Origin of the sequence: Roseateles sp. So40a (assembly GCF_048081605.1) — a bacterium.
Taxonomy (GTDB): Bacteria; Pseudomonadota; Gammaproteobacteria; order Burkholderiales; family Burkholderiaceae_C; genus Roseateles.
The window spans coordinates 99,058-118,084 of the sequence record NZ_CP182288.1 but is presented as its reverse complement, the minus strand read 5'-3'; the positions used below and the strand labels follow the sequence as shown (position 1 = coordinate 118,084).

The window sequence follows — 19,027 nt, the reverse complement described above, 5'->3', positions numbered from 1 at the left end:
AAGTCCGCTTGGTTGCGCCGCGCCCGTGCGCGCGGCATGGCGCATTTCCGTGCCCTGCGGGGGCGCCGCCAGCGCTCCCCGGGGAAACGCTGGCGGACTTCAGCCAGCCGCCGGCCTCAAGCGAACTTGCCGGCCTGGAAGTCGCGCACCGCCTGGAGCAGCTCACCTTCCGTGTTCATCACGAACGGTCCGTACTGCGCGATCGGCTCGCCCAGCGGTTGCCCGGCGATCAGGATCACGCGGGCGCCGTCCTCCGACGCGGTCAGCCGCACGCCATCCGATCCCGCCGTGTTGGCCAGGATCGCCATGCGGCCGGTCGGCACCAGGCAACCGGTGTCGAAGCGCAACGCGCCGCGATAGACGTACACGAACGCGTTGTGCGATTCGGGCAGCGCCTGCTCGAAGCTCGCACCGGGCTCGAGATGCACGTCCAGGTAGGTCGGCACCGTGGCCTCGCGCTGCACCGCGCCGGCCACGCCATGGCTCTCGCCGGCGATGACACGCACCGTGGCGCCGGGCAGGGTCAGCTCCGGGATCTCGGCGCTGGCGATGTCGCGGTACCAGGGGTCGCGCATCTTGTCGCGGCCCGGCAGGTTCAGCCACAGCTGGAAGCCTTCCATCCGGCCCTCCTGCTGCTCGGGCAGCTCGGAGTGGATCACCCCGCGGCCCGCGGTCATCCACTGCACGCCGCCGGGACCGAGCAGGCCTTCATTGCCGGCCGAGTCGCGATGGCGCATCTGACCGTCGAGCATGTAGGTCACGGTCTCGAAACCGCGGTGCGGATGGTCGGGGAAACCGGCGATGTAGTCCTCGGCCTGGTCGGTGCCGAAGGCGTCCAGCATCAGGAAGGGATCCAGGCGCCGCTGCAGGTCCTGCGTCAGCACGCGCGTCAACTTGACGCCCGCGCCGTCGCTGGTGGCCCTGCCCTGCACCAGGCGCTCGACCTGGCGGGGCGTCCGAAGAAGGGTGGCAGGGGTGGCGGCGGTCATGATGGATCCTTTCTTGATTGCTCAGACAGTCTGGGTTTCGCCGAACAGCGCGGCGATTTCCTCACGGGCGCCGGCCAGGCCCTTGGCCGCGGCTTCCTCGCCCATGTTCAGGCCCTCGGCCAGCACGAACTTCACATCGGTCATGCCGAGGAAGCCCAGCGTCACCTGCAGGTAGGGCACGATGTTGTCGGTCGGCTGGCCGCGATGCACGCCACCGCGCGAGCTCACCACGATCACCTGCTTGCCGGTGACCAGGCCGACCGGGCCGTTGGCGCCGTAGCTGAAGGTCACGCCGGCGCGGGCGACCGCGTCGATCCAGTTCTTCAGCTGCGAGGGCACGCCGAAATTGATCATCGGGGCGGTCAGCACGATCACGTCGGCGGCCTGCAGCTCGGCGATCAGCTGGTCGTTGAAGGCCACGCGGTCGGCTTGCGCCTGGTTGCGGTTGTCGGCCGGCGTGAACAGCGCGCCCAGCGTCGCTTCGTCCATCGGGGGCAGCGGGCGCACGGCCAGGTCATGGACCACGGTCTTGGCGCCGGGGTTGCGCTCGACGAGTTGCTGCACGACCTCGTTGGCCAGCAGCGTCGAGACCGAACCCTGGCCTTCATGCAGACGGCGGGCGCTGGAGTTGATTTGCAGGATGTTCATGGTGCGTTTCTCCGGGACAGTTCGGCTGCATCAGCCGGGGTGTGAGGGCATGGGATGAACTGTATTGATCGCCCCTGCGCACCGGAATACCCAAGAATGGATAAGATTGTTCCATTCAAAGAACAATCGCTGAGCCCGCCATGAGTCTTGACGCCGACGACCTGCTGGTCTTTGCCCGCGTGATCGAAAGCGGCAGCTTCAGCCGCGCCGCGGAGCGCCTGCAGTTGCCCAAATCCACGGTGTCGCGCCGGATCGCGGCGCTGGAGGAACGTCTGGGCGAGAAGCTGCTCCAGCGCAGCACGCGGCGGCTGACGCTGACCGAGTTCGGCCAGGGCGTGCTGGAACACGCGCGGGTGCTGGCGGGCGAAGTGGACGGCGCGCTCGCGCTGGCGCTGCACCGGCAGCAGCGGCCGACGGGCCGCTTGCGGGTATCCATGCCGGCGGACTTCGCGCACCAGATGCTGACGCCGATGCTGAGCCGCTTCGTCGGCGACTACCCCGAGGTGCAACTGGAGCTGGACCTCTCACCGCGCCGGGTGGATCTGATCGCCGAGGGTTTCGACATCGCGGTGCGCATGGGCCAGCTGCCGCCGGACAGCCAGCTCGCGGCGCGGCGCATGGCGATGTTCAGCAGCGGCCTGTACGCGTCGCCGGCCTATCTGGAGCGCCATGGCGAGCCGCAACTCCCCGAGGGGCTGCTGAGCATGCACGGGCTGATGATCCTGAGCCGGGCGGGCGAGCCGCTGCCGTGGCGGCTGTTCGGCATCGTCGACGGCCAGGCCGACCAGCGTCAGGAATGGGTGGGCGTGCCGGAGAGCCGCACGCTGGTCAACGCGCCGGACATGCTGCTGCAGATGGCGCGCGCGGGTCTGGGCATCACCTGGGTCGGCAACCAGTACGCGCAGGCCTTCGTGGACCGGGGCGAGCTGGTGCGGGTGCTGCCCGCGTGGTGCGCGGAGCCCTCGACCTGCTGGGCGGTGTTCCCGCAGCGCCGGCTGATGCCGCTGCGCACGCGGCTCTTCCTGGACGCGATGGCCGCGGAGCTCTCGCCCTTCGATCAGGCGGCGATGTACGGGATGTGAGGCGCCGGGGACGACACGTCGCCGGCGCGCTCGGTCAATCGACCTGGAAGCCGATCTCCACGCTGACCTGACGCGCCGTGGTGATGGGCGCGAACTTCCATTGCTGGACGGCCTTCACGGCCGCGGCGCTGAGCTTGCGGTCCGGCGAGCGCAGCGCCTGCACGGCGTCGGTGCGGCCGTCGGGCTGCACGATGAACTGCACGAGCACCGAGCCTGCGCGCTGCTGCTGCAGCAGCGCGCGCGGGTATTCGGGATCGACCTTGCGCAGCAGCTGCAGTTGCGCGGGCTCGTCATCGGGCTCGGGCGGCGGGGTCTTGCCGGCGGACGCGGTGGTCGCGGGCGCGGCCATCGCCTGCGGCGACACGGTGTCGGACATCGGAGCGGGCTGCGTCGTGGGCGGCGCCACGGTCGGGGCGATGGTCGAGGGCGTGCCGCCCGCGCCGACACCGCCTTGACCGCCCTGGCCGATCGGCGCGGGCGAGGTCGTCGGCGCGGCGGCCACCACGGGCGCGTCCTGCGCGGCGTTGCGCGCGGCCATCGCTCGTTCGGCGGCGGGATCGAGTTCCGGCCGGCGCGTTGCCGGCGCCGGCGCGGACACCTGCTTCAGCGCGGGCTTGGGCTCGACCTTGGCCTCGTGTTTCTCGGGGGCCTTCTCGGGCGCCTTCTTCTCGCCCTTCTCGGCGTGGAAGCGGATCCACTGGAACACCTTGTCGGCATCGCGCTTGGCGCGGTCGACGTCGCTCATCGCGGCCGCCTTGGGATCGGCCGGCGCGGCGGACGTCGTCGTCTGCGCCTGCGCGGCCATCGCGACCAGGGACAGGCTCAAGACCTGGCACAGGGCCAGGCCACGGCGTCGGACGCTCAGGAGACTACGGCTGCTCATCACTCCACCCTCTCTCGATTGCGCTGGTTGCTCTCTTTTGGAGACAACGCCGGTCTTGTCTGCTGATGTTGCTGTTGGTTTTCGCGCCCCGGCATGAGCGCCGCAGTGTAAGAAGTCATCGGGTGGCCCCTTACTCGGTGTTTCCCCGGAATCGAGCTGTAACAGTACCCGCGATGTGCCTGGACATCGGGGTTGCGTCGACGAATTCACGAACGGGATCGACCGCCACGGGCCCGGGCCCGGGCCTATACTGCGCGCCTGCTCCGGGGTGCCCTGGGCGGCTCGACGCGCGAGGCGTGTCGGGTCGCACGGGCTGAGACATGGCGATGAAGCCGTGGACCCGCTGAACTTGATCCGGTTCGTACCGGCGTAAGAAGAGCCCGCCCTTCCCCCTTCCCGGCCTCGTGCCCGAAGGCACCCGAAGGGCCCCTTCCCCAACGCTCGTCCGTCCTCATCGGTCCAGCCTCCGGCGCCCAACCGGAGACCCCGATGACCGACCTGACCCCGTCCGCCGACGACTTCCACGCCCGGCTCGCCGCCAGCCGCGCGCCGCTGCCCGCGTCGACCAAGACGCATGAATCCGGCGTGCTGCATCCGCAGCTGCGCGTGCCGCTGCGCCAGATCGCGCTGACCAACGGCGAGCGCATCGCCGTCTACGACACCTCCGGCCCCTACACCGACCCCGCCGTCGCGACCGACGTGCGACGCGGCCTGCCCGCCACCCGCGCCGAGTGGATCGCCGCGCGCGGCGACACCGAGTCCTACACCGGCCGCCCGATCCAGCTCTTCGACGACGGTCTGCGCGAGGCCGCCCAGCAGGACGCGCTGCGCGCGCAGAGTGCCGCGCTCACGCGCACGCCGCGCCGCGCGAAGTCGGGCACCAACGTCTCGCAGATGCATTACGCGCGCCGCGGCATCGTCACGGCGGAGATGGAGTACGTCGCCATCCGCGAGAACGGCCGCCGCGCGTGGATGCACGAGTACCTCGCCGACAGCGAGCGCGAGCAGCGCCTGATCGGCCAGGGCCTGGGCGCGCGGATCCCCGGGATCATCACGCCCGAGTTCGTGCGCGACGAGGTCGCCCGCGGCCGCGCGATCATCCCGGCCAACATCAACCATCCGGAAGTGGAGCCGATGGCCATCGGCCGCAACTTCCTCGTCAAGGTCAACGCCAACATCGGCAACTCGGCGGTGAGCTCCGGCATCGAGGAGGAGGTCGAGAAGCTCGTGTGGGCCACGCGCTGGGGCGCCGACACGGTGATGGACCTGTCCACCGGTCGCAGCATCCACACCACGCGCGACTGGATCCTGCGCAACAGCCCCGTGCCCATCGGCACCGTGCCGATCTACCAGGCGCTGGAGAAGGTCGGCGGCGTGGCCGAGGAGCTGACCTGGGCGCTCTTCCGCGACACGCTGATCGAGCAGGCCGAGCAGGGCGTCGACTACTTCACCATCCACGCGGGCGTGCGCCTGCCCTTCGTGCCGATGACGGTCAAGCGCCGCACCGGCATCGTGTCGCGCGGCGGCTCGATCCTGGCCAAGTGGTGCATCGCGCATCACCGCGAGAACTTCCTGTACACGCACTTCGAGGAGATCTGCGAGATCATGAAGGCGTACGACGTCAGCTTCTCGCTGGGCGACGGACTGCGGCCGGGCTCGCTGGCCGACGCCAACGACGAGGCGCAGTTCGCCGAGCTGCGCACGCTGGGCGAGCTCACGAAGATCGCGTGGAAGCACGACGTGCAGACCATGATCGAAGGCCCCGGCCATGTGCCCATGCACATGATCCAGGCCAACATGACCGAGCAGCTCAAGCACTGCGACGAGGCGCCGTTCTACACGCTGGGCCCGCTGACCACCGATATCGCCCCGGGCTACGACCACATCACCAGCGGCATCGGCGCGGCCATGATCGGCTGGTTCGGCTGCGCGATGCTCTGCTACGTCACGCCCAAGGAACACCTGGGCCTGCCCGATCGGGACGACGTCAAGCAGGGGCTGATGGCCTACAAGATCGCCGCGCATGCGGCCGACATCGCCAAGGGCCATCCGGCGGCCCGCGCGCGTGACGACGCGCTGTCCAAGGCACGTTTCGAGTTCCGCTGGGAGGACCAGTTCAACCTCGGTCTCGATCCGGAGACGGCGCGCGAGTTCCACGACGAGACCCTGCCCAAGGACAGCGCCAAGGTGGCGCACTTCTGCTCGATGTGCGGGCCCAAGTTCTGCTCGATGAAGATCACGCAGGACGTGCGCGAGTACAGCGCGCAGCTGGAGGCCGACACGGCGAGCCGCGACGGGATGAAGGAGAAGAGCGCGGAGTTCCTCGCCGGTGGCGGCGAGCTCTACATCCCGATCCGCCAGGCCTGAGCGCGATGGCCTCGATCGCCATCGCCGGCGCCGGCCTGGCCGGCCGGCTGATCGCGTGGGCGCTGGCGCGCGCCGGGCATCGCGTCGAGGTCTTCGACGCGTCGTCCGGTCCGCGGCCCGCGTTCGATGCGTCGGGCGCGGCCGCGTTCAGCGCGGCGGGCATGCTGAGCCCGCTCGCCGAGCAGGAGCAGGGCGGTCCCGCGATCGCGGCGCTGGGCTGGCGGTCGCTGAGCTTGTGGCCGGGCATCGTGGCCGCGTTGCCGGGCACAGTACCGCTGCGTGTCGACGGCAGCCTGCTGCTCTCTCATCGCGCGGACCTGGGCGCGGCGCAGCGCTCGCTCGCGCGCATGCCGGGCGCCCAGCCGCTCGATGCCTCGGCGCTGCGCGCGCTGGAGCCGATGCTCGCGCCGGGCCTGCGCGGCTGGCTGCTGCCGCGTGAAGGCCTGATCTCGCCCGTCGCCACGATGGCCGCGCTGCATGACGGCGCGGCGTCGGTGCGCTGGCACTGGTCGTGCGTGGTCGACCAGGTGCTGCCCGGTGAGCTGCACTTCATCGATGGGCGCAGGTGGCAAGGCGACTGGGCCGTCGACACGCGCGGTCTGGGCGCGCGTCCGCCGCTGCCGCTGCGCGGCGTGCGCGGCGAGATCGTCACGCTCTCGCTGCCCGGGCACGGCCTGCACCGCCCGGTGCGCCTGCTGCATCCGCGTCATCGCGTCTATCTCGTGCCGCGCACCGACGAGGAGATCGTCGTCGGCGCCAGCGAGATCGAGAGCGAGGACCGCAGCCCGATGTCGCTGCGATCGGCGGTCGAGCTGATGGCCGCGGCGCAGAGCGTGCTGCCGGCGTTGTCGGAGGCCCGCATCCTGAGGCTGGACCGCCACCTGCGCCCCGCGCTGCCGGACAACCTCCCGTTCACCCACCACGAGCCCGGCTTGCTGCGGCTCAACGGTCTGTACCGCCATGGCTGGCTGCTGGCACCGGCACTCGTCGAGCGGCTGCTCGCGGAGGCGGGCCTTGCGCGCCTCATCGACCTGGCCGACTTCCTTCCCGAGGAGAACCCCCATGAATGCCCTGCCCTCGATCACCGTGCGGCTGGATGAGCGCGCCGTGTCGCTGCCCGCGGGCGCGACCCTGGCGCAGTTGCTCGACGCCGAGCACCGCGAGCCCGTCGCCGTGGCCACCGCGCTGAACGGCCGTTTCGTGCCGCGCGACGCGCGCGCCGCCACCGCGCTGCGCGATGGCGACGTCGTCCTGTTCTTCCAACCGATCGTCGGAGGCTGACATGAGCGCCATTCCCGATCCGCTGCTCATCGACGGCGTCGCGCTCGAGAGCCGGCTGTTCCTGGGCACCGCCGGTTATCCCAGCCCCGTGGCGCTGGGCGAGGCGATCCGGGCCTCCGCCACGCAGGTGATCACCGTGGGCCTCAAGCGCACGCTGCAGGCCGGCGACAACGGCGCGCTGGCGCAGGCGCTGGCCATCGGCCGCGCGCAAGGCGCGCGCCTGCTGCCCAACACCGCGGGATGCCGCAGCGCGCGCGAGGCGGTGCAGCTCGCCCACATGGCGCGCGAGCTCTACGGCACCGCGTGGATCAAGCTCGAGGTCATCGGCGATGACCACACGCTGCAGCCCGATCCGTTCGAGCTGGTGGCCGCGGCGGCCGAGCTCGCGCGCGAGGGTTTCGTCGTCTTCCCGTACTGCACCGAGGACCTGATCCTGGGCCGGCGGCTGCTCGATGCGGGCTGCCCGCTGCTGATGCCCTGGGGCGCGCCGATCGGCTCGGGCCAGGGGCTGCTCAACCTGCATGGGTTGCGCACGCTGCGCGAGCGCTTGCCCGACACGGTGCTGGTGATCGATGCCGGCCTCGGGGCGCCCTCGCAGGCGGCGCGCGCGCTGGAGCTGGGCTTCGACGCGGTGCTGCTCAACAGCGCGGTCGCGCAGGCCGGCGACCCGGTGGCGATGGCGGCGGCCTTCCGCGACGCGGTAGACGCCGGACGAATGGCCTGGCGTGCCGGGCTGATGGCGCCGCAGGCCTTCGCGGTCGCGAGCACGCCGGTCGGTGGTCATGCGTTCGTGCTGGGGGACGCATGAGCGCGCGTGAGATGACGGCCGTCGATCGGCGCGAGTCGCCGGCAGCGGGCTTGCCCTCGCCGCTGGTGCCGCACCCGAGCCTGCCCTCGCCATGGGCGCTGCCGGCCGATCCCGACCTCGCGGTGCTGCCGCCGTGGACCGAGGATCCCGAGCCGCCCGTCATCTGGAGCGTCGCCGGCACCGACAGCGGCGGTGGCGCCGGCCTGAGCGCCGACACGCGCGCCGCCGCCGCGATGGGCGTGCACCTGTGCACGGTGGTCGCGGCGGTGACGGCGCAGCACTCGCTGGGCGTGACCGGCGTGTTCCCGGTGGCGACGGCGCAGGTGCGCGCGCAGCTGAGCGCGCTGCGCCAGGATCTGCCGGCGCGTGTCGTCAAGACCGGCCTGCTGGCCAGCGCCGCGACGGCGGACACGCTGCTCGCGCAACTCGCCGACGCGCTGCTGGTGGTCGATCCGGTGCTGGGCGCGAGCGCGGGCGGCGCGGCCTTCTGCGATGACGCGCTGCTGGGCGCCTATCGACATCAGCTGCTGCCGCGCGCGGCGCTGATCACGCCGAACCGCCGCGAGGCGGAACGTCTGCTGGGCGTGGCGCCGGGGCAGTTGCCGGTGCCCGAGCTCGCGGCGATGTTGCGCGGGCTGGGCGCGCAGGCGGTGTGCGTCACCGGCGGCGACGACGCGTCGCAGCGCGACGGCCTGGCGATGGACTGGCTCGACAGCCCGCAGGCGACCGGCTGGATCGCATTGCCGCGACTGGCGGGAACCGCGGGACGGCCGCCGTCGCACCACGGCAGCGGCTGCACGTTCGCGACCGCGGCGGCAAGCGCGCTGGCGCGCGGCTTCGCGGTGCCGGACGCGGTGGTGCTGGCCAAGATGCTGACGTGGTCGGCGCTGCGGGACGGCCATGCGGCGGGTGCCGGGGCGGGTCCGCTGCGGCCCGACCGGCACTTCGTGGAGGATCCTCGCGCGATGCCGGTCATGGGATTCGACGACGAGACGACGCCGGACGCGGCGACCGTATCGCGCTGGCGCGAGGTCCTCTGGCCCGGCTCGCGCCGCCCGATGCCCTTCGCCACGGGGCTCTACGCGATCACCGAACGCGCCGAGCGCGTGTCGGCGATGGCGCTGAGCGGTCATTTCGCGCATGTGCAGCTGCGCGTGAAGGCGTCGCCCGATCGCGACGAGGAGGCGTTGCGAGCGGCCATTCGCGAGGCGGTGCGCGACATGGCGGGGCGTTCGGCGACGCTGTGGATCAACGACCACTGGCGGCTGGCCATCGATGAAGGCGCGCGCGCGCTGCACCTGGGTCAGGAGGACTGGGCGGGTCTCGAGTCGGCGGATCGAGAGGACCTGCAGCAGCGTCGCGCGCGGCACGGGGTCCGGCTGGGTGTGTCCAGCCACAGCCTGTGGGAGCTGTGCCGGGCGCGCGGCCTGGCGCCGGACTACATCGCCTGCGGGCCCTTGTGGTCGACGACGACCAAGGACATGCCGTGGCTGCAGCAGGGGCTGGCGCAATTGCGCTGGTGGTCGCGCATGGCGGGAACGCCGGTGGTGGGCATCGGCGGGGTGCTGGAGGATCGCCAGTGGCGAGCCGGTCTCGCGGCCGGGGCGTCCGCGATGTGCCTGGTGCGGGCAGCGGAGGAGATGGTGACGACGGGTAGGTTGGGCTGAGCACCTGCGCGGAGCATTGAGGCTGACCATCCGTGCAACCCCTGCCCCCCGGCGGGCACGCGCGGAGTCATCCTTGCGGGAACAGGAGCAGCGTTTCGCCGTGGCCACGCCTCAGTACCTGACGCCCGTCCCCGACTGGCAGGAGCATGAGAAGCCCAGCATGCCGGGGTCGCCCTCCATGCCGTGGCATCCGCCATGGCGGCGCCTCGCCTATGCCCTCGTCGCCATCCTCGTCGGCATCACCGGCGCCCTCGGCAACGGCCTCGTCACCGCCAACCTGCCCGTCCTGCAGGGACAGCTCGGCCTCACCCCGTCCGAGGGCGCGTGGATCTCCGCCGCGTACGTGATGGTCAACGTCACCGCCAACCTGCTCGTCTTCAAGTGCCGTCAGCAGTTCGGCATGCGCTGGTTCGCCGAGATCGGCCTGGGTGTCTACGCCGTCCTCACGCTGCTCCACCTCGCCGTGGGCAGCTTCGCCACGACGCTCATCGTGCGCGCCGCCAGCGGCCTGGCCGGCGCCGCCTGCTCCACGCTCTGCCTGCTCTACATGCTGCAGAGCATGCCCCGCACCCACACCGGCAAGATGATGGTCATCGGCGTGGGCATCGGCCAGCTCGCCGCGCCGCTGGCCTGGGTGGTCTCGCCCGCCCTGCTCGACCAGGGCGGCGGCTCCTGGCACAACCTCTATCTCTTCGAAGCCGGCCTCGCCCTGTGCAGCTTCGCCGCCGTCGTCGTCCTCAAGCTGCCACCCGGCGTGCAGATCAAGGTCTTCGAGCCGCTGGACTTCCTCACCTTCTTCCTCATGGCGCCCGCGGTCGCGATGATCTGCGCGGTGCTGGTCCAGGGCTACCTGCACTGGTGGCTGGACACCCCCTGGCTGGGCTGGCTGCTCATCGCTGCGCTGGTGCTGATCGCGTCGGCCGTGCTGGTCGAACACCACCGCGCCAACCCGCTCCTGCAGACCCGCTGGTTCGCCAACGGCGCGACCCTGCGCTTCGTCATCGGCGGCGTCATCCTGCGCTTCCTGACCGCGGAACAGGCCGTCGGCGCCGTGAGCTTCCTGCGCTCGCAAGGCATGGGGCCGGATCAGCTGCAGCCGCTGTTCGCGGTCGTGCTCGCCGGCATGGTGCTGGGCATTGTCGCGTGCTCGCTCAGCTTCACGCCCAAGACATTGGTGCCGCAGATCCTGCTGTCCATCGTGCTCTTCGCGATCGCCGGCCTGATGGACCATCACCGCACCAGCCTCGACCGCCCGCAGGACTTCTACCTCAGCCAGTTCCTGCTCTCGGTGGGCGCCGGCATGTTCATGGGTCCGCTGATGCTGATCGGCATCGGACAGGCGCTCAAGAACGGGCCCGCCTACATGGTGACCTTCTCGGTGATGTTCTCGATCACGCAGACGCTGGGCGGGGTGCTGGGATCGGCGGTGCTCAACACCTACCAGCTGTACCGCGAGCACGAGTTCTCCGCGTCGCTCGTCGCGACGATGGACCGCACCGATCCGATGGTCGCAACGCGGATCGCGCAGCAGACGGCCGCGCTGGGCGGCGTGATCAGCGATCCGGTGTTGCGCGCCGCGCAGGGCACGGCGCAGCTCGCGGCCGCGGCCAGACGGGAATCCAACGTCCGCGCGTACAACGACGTCTTCATGTTCAGCGCCGTCACGGCGATCGCCTTCCTCGTGTGGCTGCTCGCGCTGCTGACCCGCACCGCGCTGACCAAACGCCTTGCCGAGCGCCGCGCGTCGCCTTCCGCCTCCGCCGCCTCGGCCCAGCCACCGCCCGCATGACCATGAGCAACGCGCCGACTCCGCCCAACCTCGCCCCGTCCGCCGCCAGCACGGCGGGTGCCGACCTCCCGCTGCCCGCCGACGGCGAAGGTGCGGGACGCGCGCCGCCGGTGACGACGGCTGCTCCCTCTCCAGTGGCCCCACCGATGCCGCCCGCGCCGCCGCTTCCCCCGAGCGCCCCGCCGCCGGAGCCGCCGCCCAAGTACCTGAAGGCCTCGACCACCGCGATCGTGGCGATGGCCGTGGTGGCGGTGGTCGGCGTGACGCTGGTGATGCGGGCCTGGGAACTCGGACCCTTCGACACGAGCAACGAGACCACCGACAACGCCTACGTGCGCGGCGCGGTGACGGTGCTGTCGCCGCAGGTCAACGGCTACGTCGTCGAGGTGCTGGTCAAGGACTTCGAGACGGTGGAGGCCGGTCAGCCGCTGGTGCGCATCGACGATCGGCTCTACGCGGCGGCCGTGGCGCAGGCCGAGGCCCAACGCGCCAACGCCGCGGCGCAGTTCGACAACTTCGATCAGACGCAGGCGCAGAACCAGGCGACGCTCGCGGCGTCTCGCGCGACGCTGGCCTCATCCGAGGGCGAGCTGGCGCGCTCCAACGCGGAACTGGCGCGCGTGGAGGACCTCGCGGGCCGCGGATCGGTCTCGCTCAACGAGCGCGATCGCGTGCGGGCGAGCAACCGGCTCGCCAGCGCCAACGTGGAGAAGGCGCGGGCCGACATCCGCATCGGCGAGGAACGCATCAAGGCCACGCGCGTCAGCAAGGGCGGACTGAACGCGCAGGTGCAAGCGGCGGAGGCGCAGCTGGCCACCGCGCGCATCAACCTGTCCAACACCGTCGTGCGTGCGCCCGCGCAGGGGCAGGTCAGCGAGGTCTCGGTGCGCCTGGGCCAGTACGTCAGCGCGGGATCGCAGCTGCTGTTCCTCGTGCCGAGGCAGCTCTGGATCGTCGCGAACTTCAAGGAAACACAGACCGGACGCATGCGGGTCGGTCAACCCGCGAGCCTGAAGGCCGACGCGCTCAAGGGCCTGCGATTCACCGGCCACGTGCAGCAGCTCGCGCCCGCGACCGGGTCCGAGTTCGCCGTGCTCAAGGCCGACAACGCCACCGGCAACTTCACGAAGGTCGTGCAGCGCCTGCCGGTGCGCATCGCGCTGGATGCCGGCCAGCCCGGTGCGGACCGCCTGCGGCCCGGGATGTCGGTCGTGGTGACGGTGGAGACCTCGGCCTCCGCGGCCTCTTCGACCTCTTCGACCTCTTCGACCTCTTCGACATCTTCGACCTCTGCGGGCTCGGGAGCCTCGCGATGAGACGGGCGGTGAGACGCGCGATCGCGAGGTCCTTCGCGACGTCCCTCATGACGGGCCTCATGACGTTGATCGCCACGGGCTGCGCGCCGGCGCTTCGGGCGCCGCCGGAAGCGTCCCGCATCGATCCGCCAGGCGCCTGGCGCGAGCAGCCGGTGTCGACCGCGTCCGCCGCGTCATCGCCCGTGCCGGCGGCATCAGCGCCCGCAACGGCGCAGCGCGCCGAGTGGTGGCGCGACTTCGGCGACCCGGTGCTGGATGGACTTGTCGAGCGCGCGCTCTCGCGCAACAACGACCTGTTGCTGGCGGGTGCGCGGCTGGACGAAGCGCGTGCGGCGCTCGCCGCGAGCCGGTCCGCGGAAGGACCGCAGCTGAACGCGACGCTCGCGGTGCAGGGATCGCGCTCGCTGCAGGCGACCGGCATCTCGGAGTCGCACATCGTTCAGCCGGGCCTGTCGGCCTCTTGGGAGCTCGACCTCTGGGACCGGCTGGGCGCGCTCACCCGCGCGGCGCGGCTGCGCGTGGCGGCCAGCGAGGCCGACCGCGACGGGGCTGCGCTCAGCATCGCGGCGACGACGGTGCAGTCCTACATCGCGCTGCTCGCGCTGGAATCGCAGCTGTCGCTGTCCAAGCGCACGCTGGACTCGCGGGCCGAGGCGCTGCGCCTCGCGCAGGACCAGGCGCGCACGGGCTACATCTCGCAGCTGCAGCTGACGCAGGCACAAGCCGAGTACGCCTCGGTCGCGCAGCAGGTGCCGTCGCTGGAGCTGGCGATCCGGCGCCAAGAGAACGCGCTGGCGCAACTCACCGGTCAGCCGCCGGGGGACATGCCGCGCGGTCGTCGATTCGAGGACCTGGACCTGCCGCTGCCGCCGGTGGTGTTGCCCTCGGCGCTGCTGGAGCGACGGCCGGACCTGGCGCAGGCGGCGCTGACGCTGGCGGCGAGCGACGCAACGCTGGCATCGCGTCGCGCGGCCTTCATGCCGCAGATCCAGTTCAGCGCGACGGCGGGCAAGCTGTACGTCGCCGCGTTGGACTACGACCCGCTCCGGGTCTGGAGCCTCGGCGGCAGCGTGCTCGCGCCGCTGTTCGACGCAGGCCGGCTGCGCGCGCAATTCGACACCGCGACGGCGCAGCGCGACCAGGCGGCGTTCACCTATCGAGGCCGCGTGCTGACGGCGCTGACGGAGGTCGAGAACGCGTTGGCCGGCATCGAACGGCTGGACCGGCAACGGCGTTTCTCGCAGGAGCGCCGCGAGGTGCTGGCGCGATCGCTGCAGTACGCGCACGACCGCTATGAGGCCGGTTATGCGGGCTATCTGGAGGAGCTCGATGCGCAGCGCAACCTCTTCGCGCAGGACAACGACCTGATCCGCATCCGGCAGAGCGAGCTGGAGAACCGGTTGGCCCTGGTGCGAGCCTTGGGCGGTGGATGGCGCGCATCCGCCGCGCCCTAGCGCGAGCGCGACCGCGGAAACGGAGAAGCCCGGTCTTGCGACCGGGCTTCCAATGGCCTCTAAGGGCGGGTTTCCAGATGAATCCCCGAAGGGCTGGAAGAAAAGAAATGGCCTCAAGGGGCAAGACGGATTCTGCCTGCGGGCGAGGTCGCTCTCAAGATGCCTCTTCTTGGCGTTGCATGCCTCATTTGGGCAGCTTGTGTTCTTCTGGCGCTACCAATAGGACCCCAGCGTTCAACGCCTTGATGACCGCGCGCTGAATGAGCTCGACACGCGCGGGCGTCAGATGCCATTCCACAGGACCCTCTTCATCCATGGGAAGTTGCAACCGGAGGTTGCTGACCGTCTGAACGCAGTCGGCCTTGGCCCAGCGCAGGCACGGCGTGAAATGAATCAGCGGGCAGATGTCGTCCGCCGCGAGGGCTACATGAACGCCAGCAGCCGATTTCGACTGATCGAGCGAACTGGACAAGGGGACGACGATGCAGGAGTGTCGACTCAGGCGTCCGTTGAGCACGACGACCAGTCGCCGCTTCACCATCTCGGGCGGGATTCGCCGGTCGAAGTCTGGGGCGACCCCGAGGATGCGGTTCAGCGCGCGGGAACTGCCCGAAGTTGCACAGAAGCACTTGCCCCACCTTAGGCGAAATCGTGATCGACATGCCTTCCTCTCAAGAGAGCAAAGCGACGCAGTGTTGCGAACGGCGCCCGCTGTGAACATCGTCCCTGCGGGGGCTTGTCCCCACTCCCGGACAACCCCGATGGGGGATGAAATGCCGAGAGGCCCCGCAGGGCCTCTCTTCGGATCATCGAAGGTCGATGCCGTTTACTTCCTCGCCACCTTCGCCGGCCGCTTCGCACCCGACGCATCAGCCGGGGCGACCGGACCCTTCACCGCGGCTTGCGCCAGCTTGAAGAACACGTCCGTGTTGTCGATCAGGCCGGTGAACGCCAGCGCGCCCGGGCCGAACGCCGACAGCGGAATGTCCGTCGCCGTGTGCACCGCCTGCTCGCCCGGCACCTGGCCCGTCACCAGGAACTCGCCTTGCGCGTCGTCGCGCTCCGCGGCGTTCGCCGGATACCACTTCAGCGGCTCACCCTTGACCATCGGCTGCTGCGAGTCGCGCAGCGGCGTCTGGTTCGTGCGCCAGTCCTCGTAGCGGTCCGCATTCGCGCCATAACCCACCAGCAGGCGGTAGTCGATGTCCGTTGCTTGCGGATAGCCGTCAGCAGCGAGTCGATAACGCGGGAAGCCCGCCTTCTCGTACACGCCGACGACCTTGTCGCGGAGGTTGGCCGCGCCTTTCTTGGCCGCCGCGTCCAGCAGCGCCTGATCCGTCAGCATCGAGCCGCCGATCAGCGCCGCGCCCGAGCACTCGTGGTCCGCGGTCACGATCACCAGCGTGTCGCCGTTCTCACGCGCGAAATCCTGCGCGACCTGCACCGCCCGGTCGAACTCGATCGTGTCCAGCATCCAGCGCTCGCTGTCCATGTTGTGCGCCTGCTTGTCGATCGAGGCGCCCTCGATCATCAGCACGAAGCCCTTGGACTGCTTCTTCAGCGTCGCGATCGCCGCCTTGGCCATCTCGTCGAGCATCGGCTGGTCGGGGAAGCCGTAATCGTCGACCACGCTGCCGCCGGCCAGACCCTGCTTCTTCCCGCGACGCCCATCGATCTTGTCCAGCGCCACGTTCATGTTGGAGAACGCGAACAGCCCCAGCAGCTTGTCCGCGCCGGCACCGGCGGTCGCCGCGTCCAACTCGGTCCGGGTCGGCGCATAGCGATATCCGGCGTCCTGGAATTCCTTGATCAGGTCGCGGCCCTTGTCCTTCGCGCCCGGCGCGGCGCCCCAGCGCTTGACGATCTCCGCGGTGTGCGGATCGGTCGCGCTGAACGCGTAGTCATTGCCGTCCGCGCGCTCCGAGCCCGGCGTGCCCGCCGGCAGGAACCACTTGCGTCCGCCACCCAGCAGCACCGTCAACCCGGTGCGCGAGCGGTCATCGAAGAACTGGTCGACGATGCCGGTGCCCGCTCCGCGGTTGCTGGTGTGCACCGCGTTGCCCGCTGGCGTCGCATCGAACACATCCGCCGTGGTCACGATGCCGAGCGCCTTGCCCTGCGTGCGATGCAGATACTCGGACAGGTATTCGATGCGCGGGTTGTCGAAGGGCTCGATGGTGTCGTCGGGGAAGACGCCTTCTTCATTGTTGTTGTTCTTGTTGCCCGAGACATAGGACGTCATGCCCGGCGACGAGTCCGTCACCACCGAGTTCAGCGAGGCGGTCTTCACCAGGCCGGTCGCGGGGAAGGTGTCCATCGCCAGCGGCGAGATCGCCTTGCCCTGCGCGTAGCCGCCCTTGACGATGCGTGCCGCGGTGCGTTGCGCCGCGCCCATGCCGTCGCCCAGCAGGATGATCACGTTCTTGACCTTCGGGCCCATCGCCGCGGTGAAGGGCACCACGTCGAAGTTGCCGGTGGCGGACACCTTCTGCCCGTCGGCCTGCGTGGCCTCGACGCTGAACACATGACGGCCGGCCTTCTCCAGGCTCACCGCGCGCACCGTGGCGATCGCGGTCTCGGCGCTCACGCCCTTGACGCAGCCCGCGGCGCAGTCGCGCACCGCCACGGTCGCATCGACCGGTTTGCCGTCGATGAGGAAACGCGCCGCGGTGATGCGCTGGCCGGCGTCGGGCTTGATCGTGGCCTGCAGGTCGAAACGCTGACCGGGCAGGAAACGCGCGATGACGGGTTCGGGCTGGCCGCTGGAGAACAGCTCGCTGGGGGGCGTCAGCCGGGTCACGGTCGGCGCGGCCTGGGCCGCGGGGCTGAGGACCAGCAGCGCGGTGGCGCCGGCGAGGGAGGCGATCAGAGGTTTCATCGGGAGGAAGTCAACTCGGGGGAATCGGAAAGCGCGTCGGCCGGCAGCTGCAGGCGGATCCAGGACACGCGGCCGGTCTCGTCCTCGACGCGCCCCAGCGACAACGTGCCGGTCAGGCTCACCAGCCCGTTGCGGTGCGCGATCAATCGGTCGCGTTGCGCGGCATCCAGCAGCACCGTGACGGTGCCCGCGGGCAGGTCATCGGCCTCGCCGTCGGCGTGCTCGCTCATTCGCACCGGGCGCGGCGTCAGCCAGAAGCGGCCGGGTCGGGCCTGCTCCTGCGCCACCATGTAGCCGACCAGACGCACCGGACGGCCATCGGCGGCGCGCAGCGTGTCCGACAGCGCCAGGCCGGCGGGGCCGATCGGCGACTCGAAGAACTGGGAGAACTTGAGCTCCAACGGGGGCGCGGGGACGGCCGCCTCGGCGGCGGTCGCCGGGCTCAGCGGCAGGAGGATCGCCAGGGTCGCGGCGAGGAAGGCCGCGCTGAGCGTTCCGGAGAAGGTCCCGGAGAACGTTCCGGAGCTCGTGGCGGACGGGGAGTCATGACGGGGATCGACGCACATGGGTGCGATTGTTTCGGCGCGGCATGACGGTGGCGTGACGCCCCGTTTTTCTTGCTTGACAGCCCGCGCGGCCACACGCGAAGCTGGCCCGCCAGCAAAGGGAGCCCATGAACACGCACGATCCAGGATCGGCGCGGCACGCCTTGAACGCGCTGTACGCGCGCCGCGCCCCGGTCTACGACTACGAGCTGATGCCCGTGGCGCCGCTGCGCCGCGAGGCGATCGCGGCGCTCGATCTGCAGCCCGGCCAGACCGTGCTGGACATCGGCGCGGGCACCGGGCTGAGCCTGCCCGGCCTGAGCCGCGCGGTGGGACGCACCGGGCGCATCGTCGCGGTGGAACCCTGCGAGACGATGATGCGCCAAGCCCGCCAGCGCGCGCGTACCGAGCATCTCGACACCCCGATCGATTTCCTGCCCGCCGCCGCCGAGGACGCGCCCTACGAATCGGCGCTGGGCACGCGCCGCGCCGATGCCGCGCTGTTCTTCTTCACGCACGACGTGCTGCAGGACGAGGTCGGCCTGACACGGGCGATCGCGATGCTCAAGCCCGGCGCGCGCATCGTGGCCGCGGGGCTGGTGTGGGCGCCGCCGTGGCTGCCGATGAGCAACTGCTTCGTGCTGGGCGCGGCGATGCATTCGATCGTGCGCATGGACAACCTGGACTGCCCCTGGCGACTGCTGGCCGGCCGGATGAACGACGCGGAGGTCGAGCGCCGCTGGCTCGCCTCCGCGTATGTGTTGAGGGGATACGTCTAGCTCCCGGTAGATAGAAGGCCTTCGGATGCATTTCTCTCAACGCTGTTGAGAGTCCGACCGGGGCCTCTCGCTCAATCCTCCTGCGGCACGAAGATCCACAGCAGCAGGTACAGCAGCACGCCACCGCCTGCGCAGGTCGTGAGCGCCACGAAGACGATGCGCCAGAACCACGGCGCCAGACCGCTCAACCGGCCCAGCCCGCCGCACACGCCTCCGATCCAGCGATCGTCCCGGCTGCGACGGAATCCGTTGATCGCGTTCACCGCCGGCGCGCCGCCCGGCGTGTAGCCGTGGCCATGGCCGTAGTTATGGCCATAGTTTTGGCCGGACGCATAGGCATACGAGCTCGAGGACGAGGTCCGCGATTGCGCGTTCAACACGCGCTCCTTGGCCTTGGCGAATTCCTCATCGCTGAGGATGCCGCGTTGATGCAGATCGGCCAGGCGGCTGAGTTCTTCGCTGTCGGACATGGGGGGCTCCTTTGCTGAAAGTCGCGCATCCGGGGATGCGATGGGGTGAAGACTACGCAGCCCCCTCGCTC

At 70.5% G+C, this 19,027-nt stretch carries 17 protein-coding genes and 1 riboswitch; of the genes, 10 read left to right on the top strand and 7 right to left on the bottom strand.

Annotation, left to right across the window (positions count from 1 at the left end):
* Positions 1-116: 116 nt before the first annotated feature.
* Positions 117-989, bottom strand: a complete 873-nt coding sequence (locus ACNI65_RS00535; protein ID WP_416760607.1) for a pirin family protein — start codon at positions 987-989, stop codon at positions 117-119.
* A gap of 21 nt (positions 990-1,010) precedes the next feature.
* A complete protein-coding gene (locus ACNI65_RS00530) occupies positions 1,011-1,637 on the bottom strand; it encodes an FMN-dependent NADH-azoreductase (RefSeq protein WP_416760606.1) in 627 nt (208 codons plus the stop codon).
* 140 nt (positions 1,638-1,777) lie between these two features.
* Between ACNI65_RS00530 and ACNI65_RS00525 the strand changes: the two genes are divergently transcribed.
* Positions 1,778-2,719, top strand: a complete 942-nt coding sequence (locus ACNI65_RS00525; protein ID WP_416760605.1) for a LysR family transcriptional regulator — start codon at positions 1,778-1,780, stop codon at positions 2,717-2,719.
* A 34-nt stretch (positions 2,720-2,753) separates the two neighbouring features.
* Here ACNI65_RS00525 and ACNI65_RS00520 read toward each other — a convergent pair whose 3' ends face one another.
* Positions 2,754-3,545, bottom strand: coding sequence for a TonB family protein (locus ACNI65_RS00520; protein WP_416760604.1), 792 nt, complete (start codon positions 3,543-3,545; stop codon positions 2,754-2,756).
* A 311-nt stretch (positions 3,546-3,856) separates the two neighbouring features.
* Positions 3,857-3,995: riboswitch (TPP riboswitch) on the top strand.
* Between the two features lie 96 nt (positions 3,996-4,091).
* On the opposite strand from ACNI65_RS00520, the gene thiC reads away from it, so the two are divergent.
* From thiC to ACNI65_RS00480, 8 genes are all read left to right on the top strand, one after another.
* The gene (thiC, locus tag ACNI65_RS00515; RefSeq protein ID WP_416760603.1) at positions 4,092-5,969 is read left to right on the top strand and encodes a phosphomethylpyrimidine synthase ThiC; all 1,878 of its coding nucleotides are present in this window, start codon (positions 4,092-4,094) and stop codon (positions 5,967-5,969) included.
* Between the two features lie 5 nt (positions 5,970-5,974).
* Positions 5,975-7,069 carry an FAD-dependent oxidoreductase gene (locus ACNI65_RS00510; RefSeq protein WP_416760602.1) on the top strand — a complete coding sequence of 365 codons (1,095 nt, stop codon included), beginning with the start codon at positions 5,975-5,977 and terminating at the stop codon, positions 7,067-7,069.
* Positions 7,032-7,250: a sulfur carrier protein ThiS gene (gene thiS / locus ACNI65_RS00505; RefSeq protein ID WP_416760601.1), complete on the top strand. Its 219-nt coding sequence runs from the start codon at positions 7,032-7,034 to the stop codon at positions 7,248-7,250. The genes ACNI65_RS00510 and thiS overlap by 38 nt, the downstream gene beginning before the upstream one ends.
* A 1-nt stretch (position 7,251) precedes the next feature.
* A complete protein-coding gene (locus ACNI65_RS00500; protein ID WP_416760600.1) occupies positions 7,252-8,058 on the top strand; it encodes a thiazole synthase in 807 nt (268 codons plus the stop codon).
* On the top strand, positions 8,055-9,725 hold the full coding sequence (locus tag ACNI65_RS00495; RefSeq protein WP_416760599.1) for a bifunctional hydroxymethylpyrimidine kinase/phosphomethylpyrimidine kinase: 1,671 nt from the start codon (positions 8,055-8,057) through the stop codon (positions 9,723-9,725). Before ACNI65_RS00500 ends, ACNI65_RS00495 begins: the two co-directional genes overlap by 4 nt.
* A gap of 100 nt (positions 9,726-9,825) precedes the next feature.
* The gene (locus ACNI65_RS00490; protein ID WP_416760598.1) at positions 9,826-11,514 is read left to right on the top strand and encodes an MFS transporter; all 1,689 of its coding nucleotides are present in this window, start codon (positions 9,826-9,828) and stop codon (positions 11,512-11,514) included.
* Positions 11,515-11,660: 146 nt separating this feature from the next.
* The gene (locus ACNI65_RS00485) at positions 11,661-12,830 is read left to right on the top strand and encodes an HlyD family secretion protein (protein WP_416763531.1); all 1,170 of its coding nucleotides are present in this window, start codon (positions 11,661-11,663) and stop codon (positions 12,828-12,830) included.
* Positions 12,831-12,889: 59 nt separating this feature from the next.
* Positions 12,890-14,284, top strand: coding sequence for an efflux transporter outer membrane subunit (locus ACNI65_RS00480; RefSeq protein ID WP_416760597.1), 1,395 nt, complete (start codon positions 12,890-12,892; stop codon positions 14,282-14,284).
* Between the two features lie 184 nt (positions 14,285-14,468).
* On the opposite strand, the gene ACNI65_RS00475 is transcribed toward ACNI65_RS00480, so the two are convergent.
* The 3 genes from ACNI65_RS00475 to ACNI65_RS00465 all read right to left on the bottom strand — a co-directional run bounded on the left by ACNI65_RS00475 (position 14,469) and on the right by ACNI65_RS00465 (position 17,728).
* On the bottom strand, positions 14,469-15,005 hold the full coding sequence (locus tag ACNI65_RS00475) for a type II toxin-antitoxin system PemK/MazF family toxin (RefSeq protein ID WP_416760596.1): 537 nt from the start codon (positions 15,003-15,005) through the stop codon (positions 14,469-14,471).
* A gap of 105 nt (positions 15,006-15,110) precedes the next feature.
* Positions 15,111-17,162: an alkaline phosphatase gene (locus ACNI65_RS00470; RefSeq protein ID WP_416760595.1), complete on the bottom strand. Its 2,052-nt coding sequence runs from the start codon at positions 17,160-17,162 to the stop codon at positions 15,111-15,113.
* Positions 17,159-17,728 carry a hypothetical protein gene (locus ACNI65_RS00465; protein ID WP_416760594.1) on the bottom strand — a complete coding sequence of 190 codons (570 nt, stop codon included), beginning with the start codon at positions 17,726-17,728 and terminating at the stop codon, positions 17,159-17,161. The genes ACNI65_RS00470 and ACNI65_RS00465 overlap by 4 nt, the downstream gene beginning before the upstream one ends.
* A 107-nt stretch (positions 17,729-17,835) precedes the next feature.
* On the opposite strand from ACNI65_RS00465, the gene ACNI65_RS00460 reads away from it, so the two are divergent.
* Entirely contained in the window at positions 17,836-18,486 is a 651-nt protein-coding gene (locus tag ACNI65_RS00460) for a class I SAM-dependent methyltransferase (protein ID WP_416760593.1), read from the top strand.
* 71 nt (positions 18,487-18,557) lie between these two features.
* Here the strand turns inward: ACNI65_RS00460 and ACNI65_RS00455 are convergent, their stop codons facing one another.
* On the bottom strand, positions 18,558-18,956 hold the full coding sequence (locus tag ACNI65_RS00455) for a PspC domain-containing protein (protein ID WP_416760592.1): 399 nt from the start codon (positions 18,954-18,956) through the stop codon (positions 18,558-18,560).
* Positions 18,957-19,027: the final 71 nt, after the last annotated feature.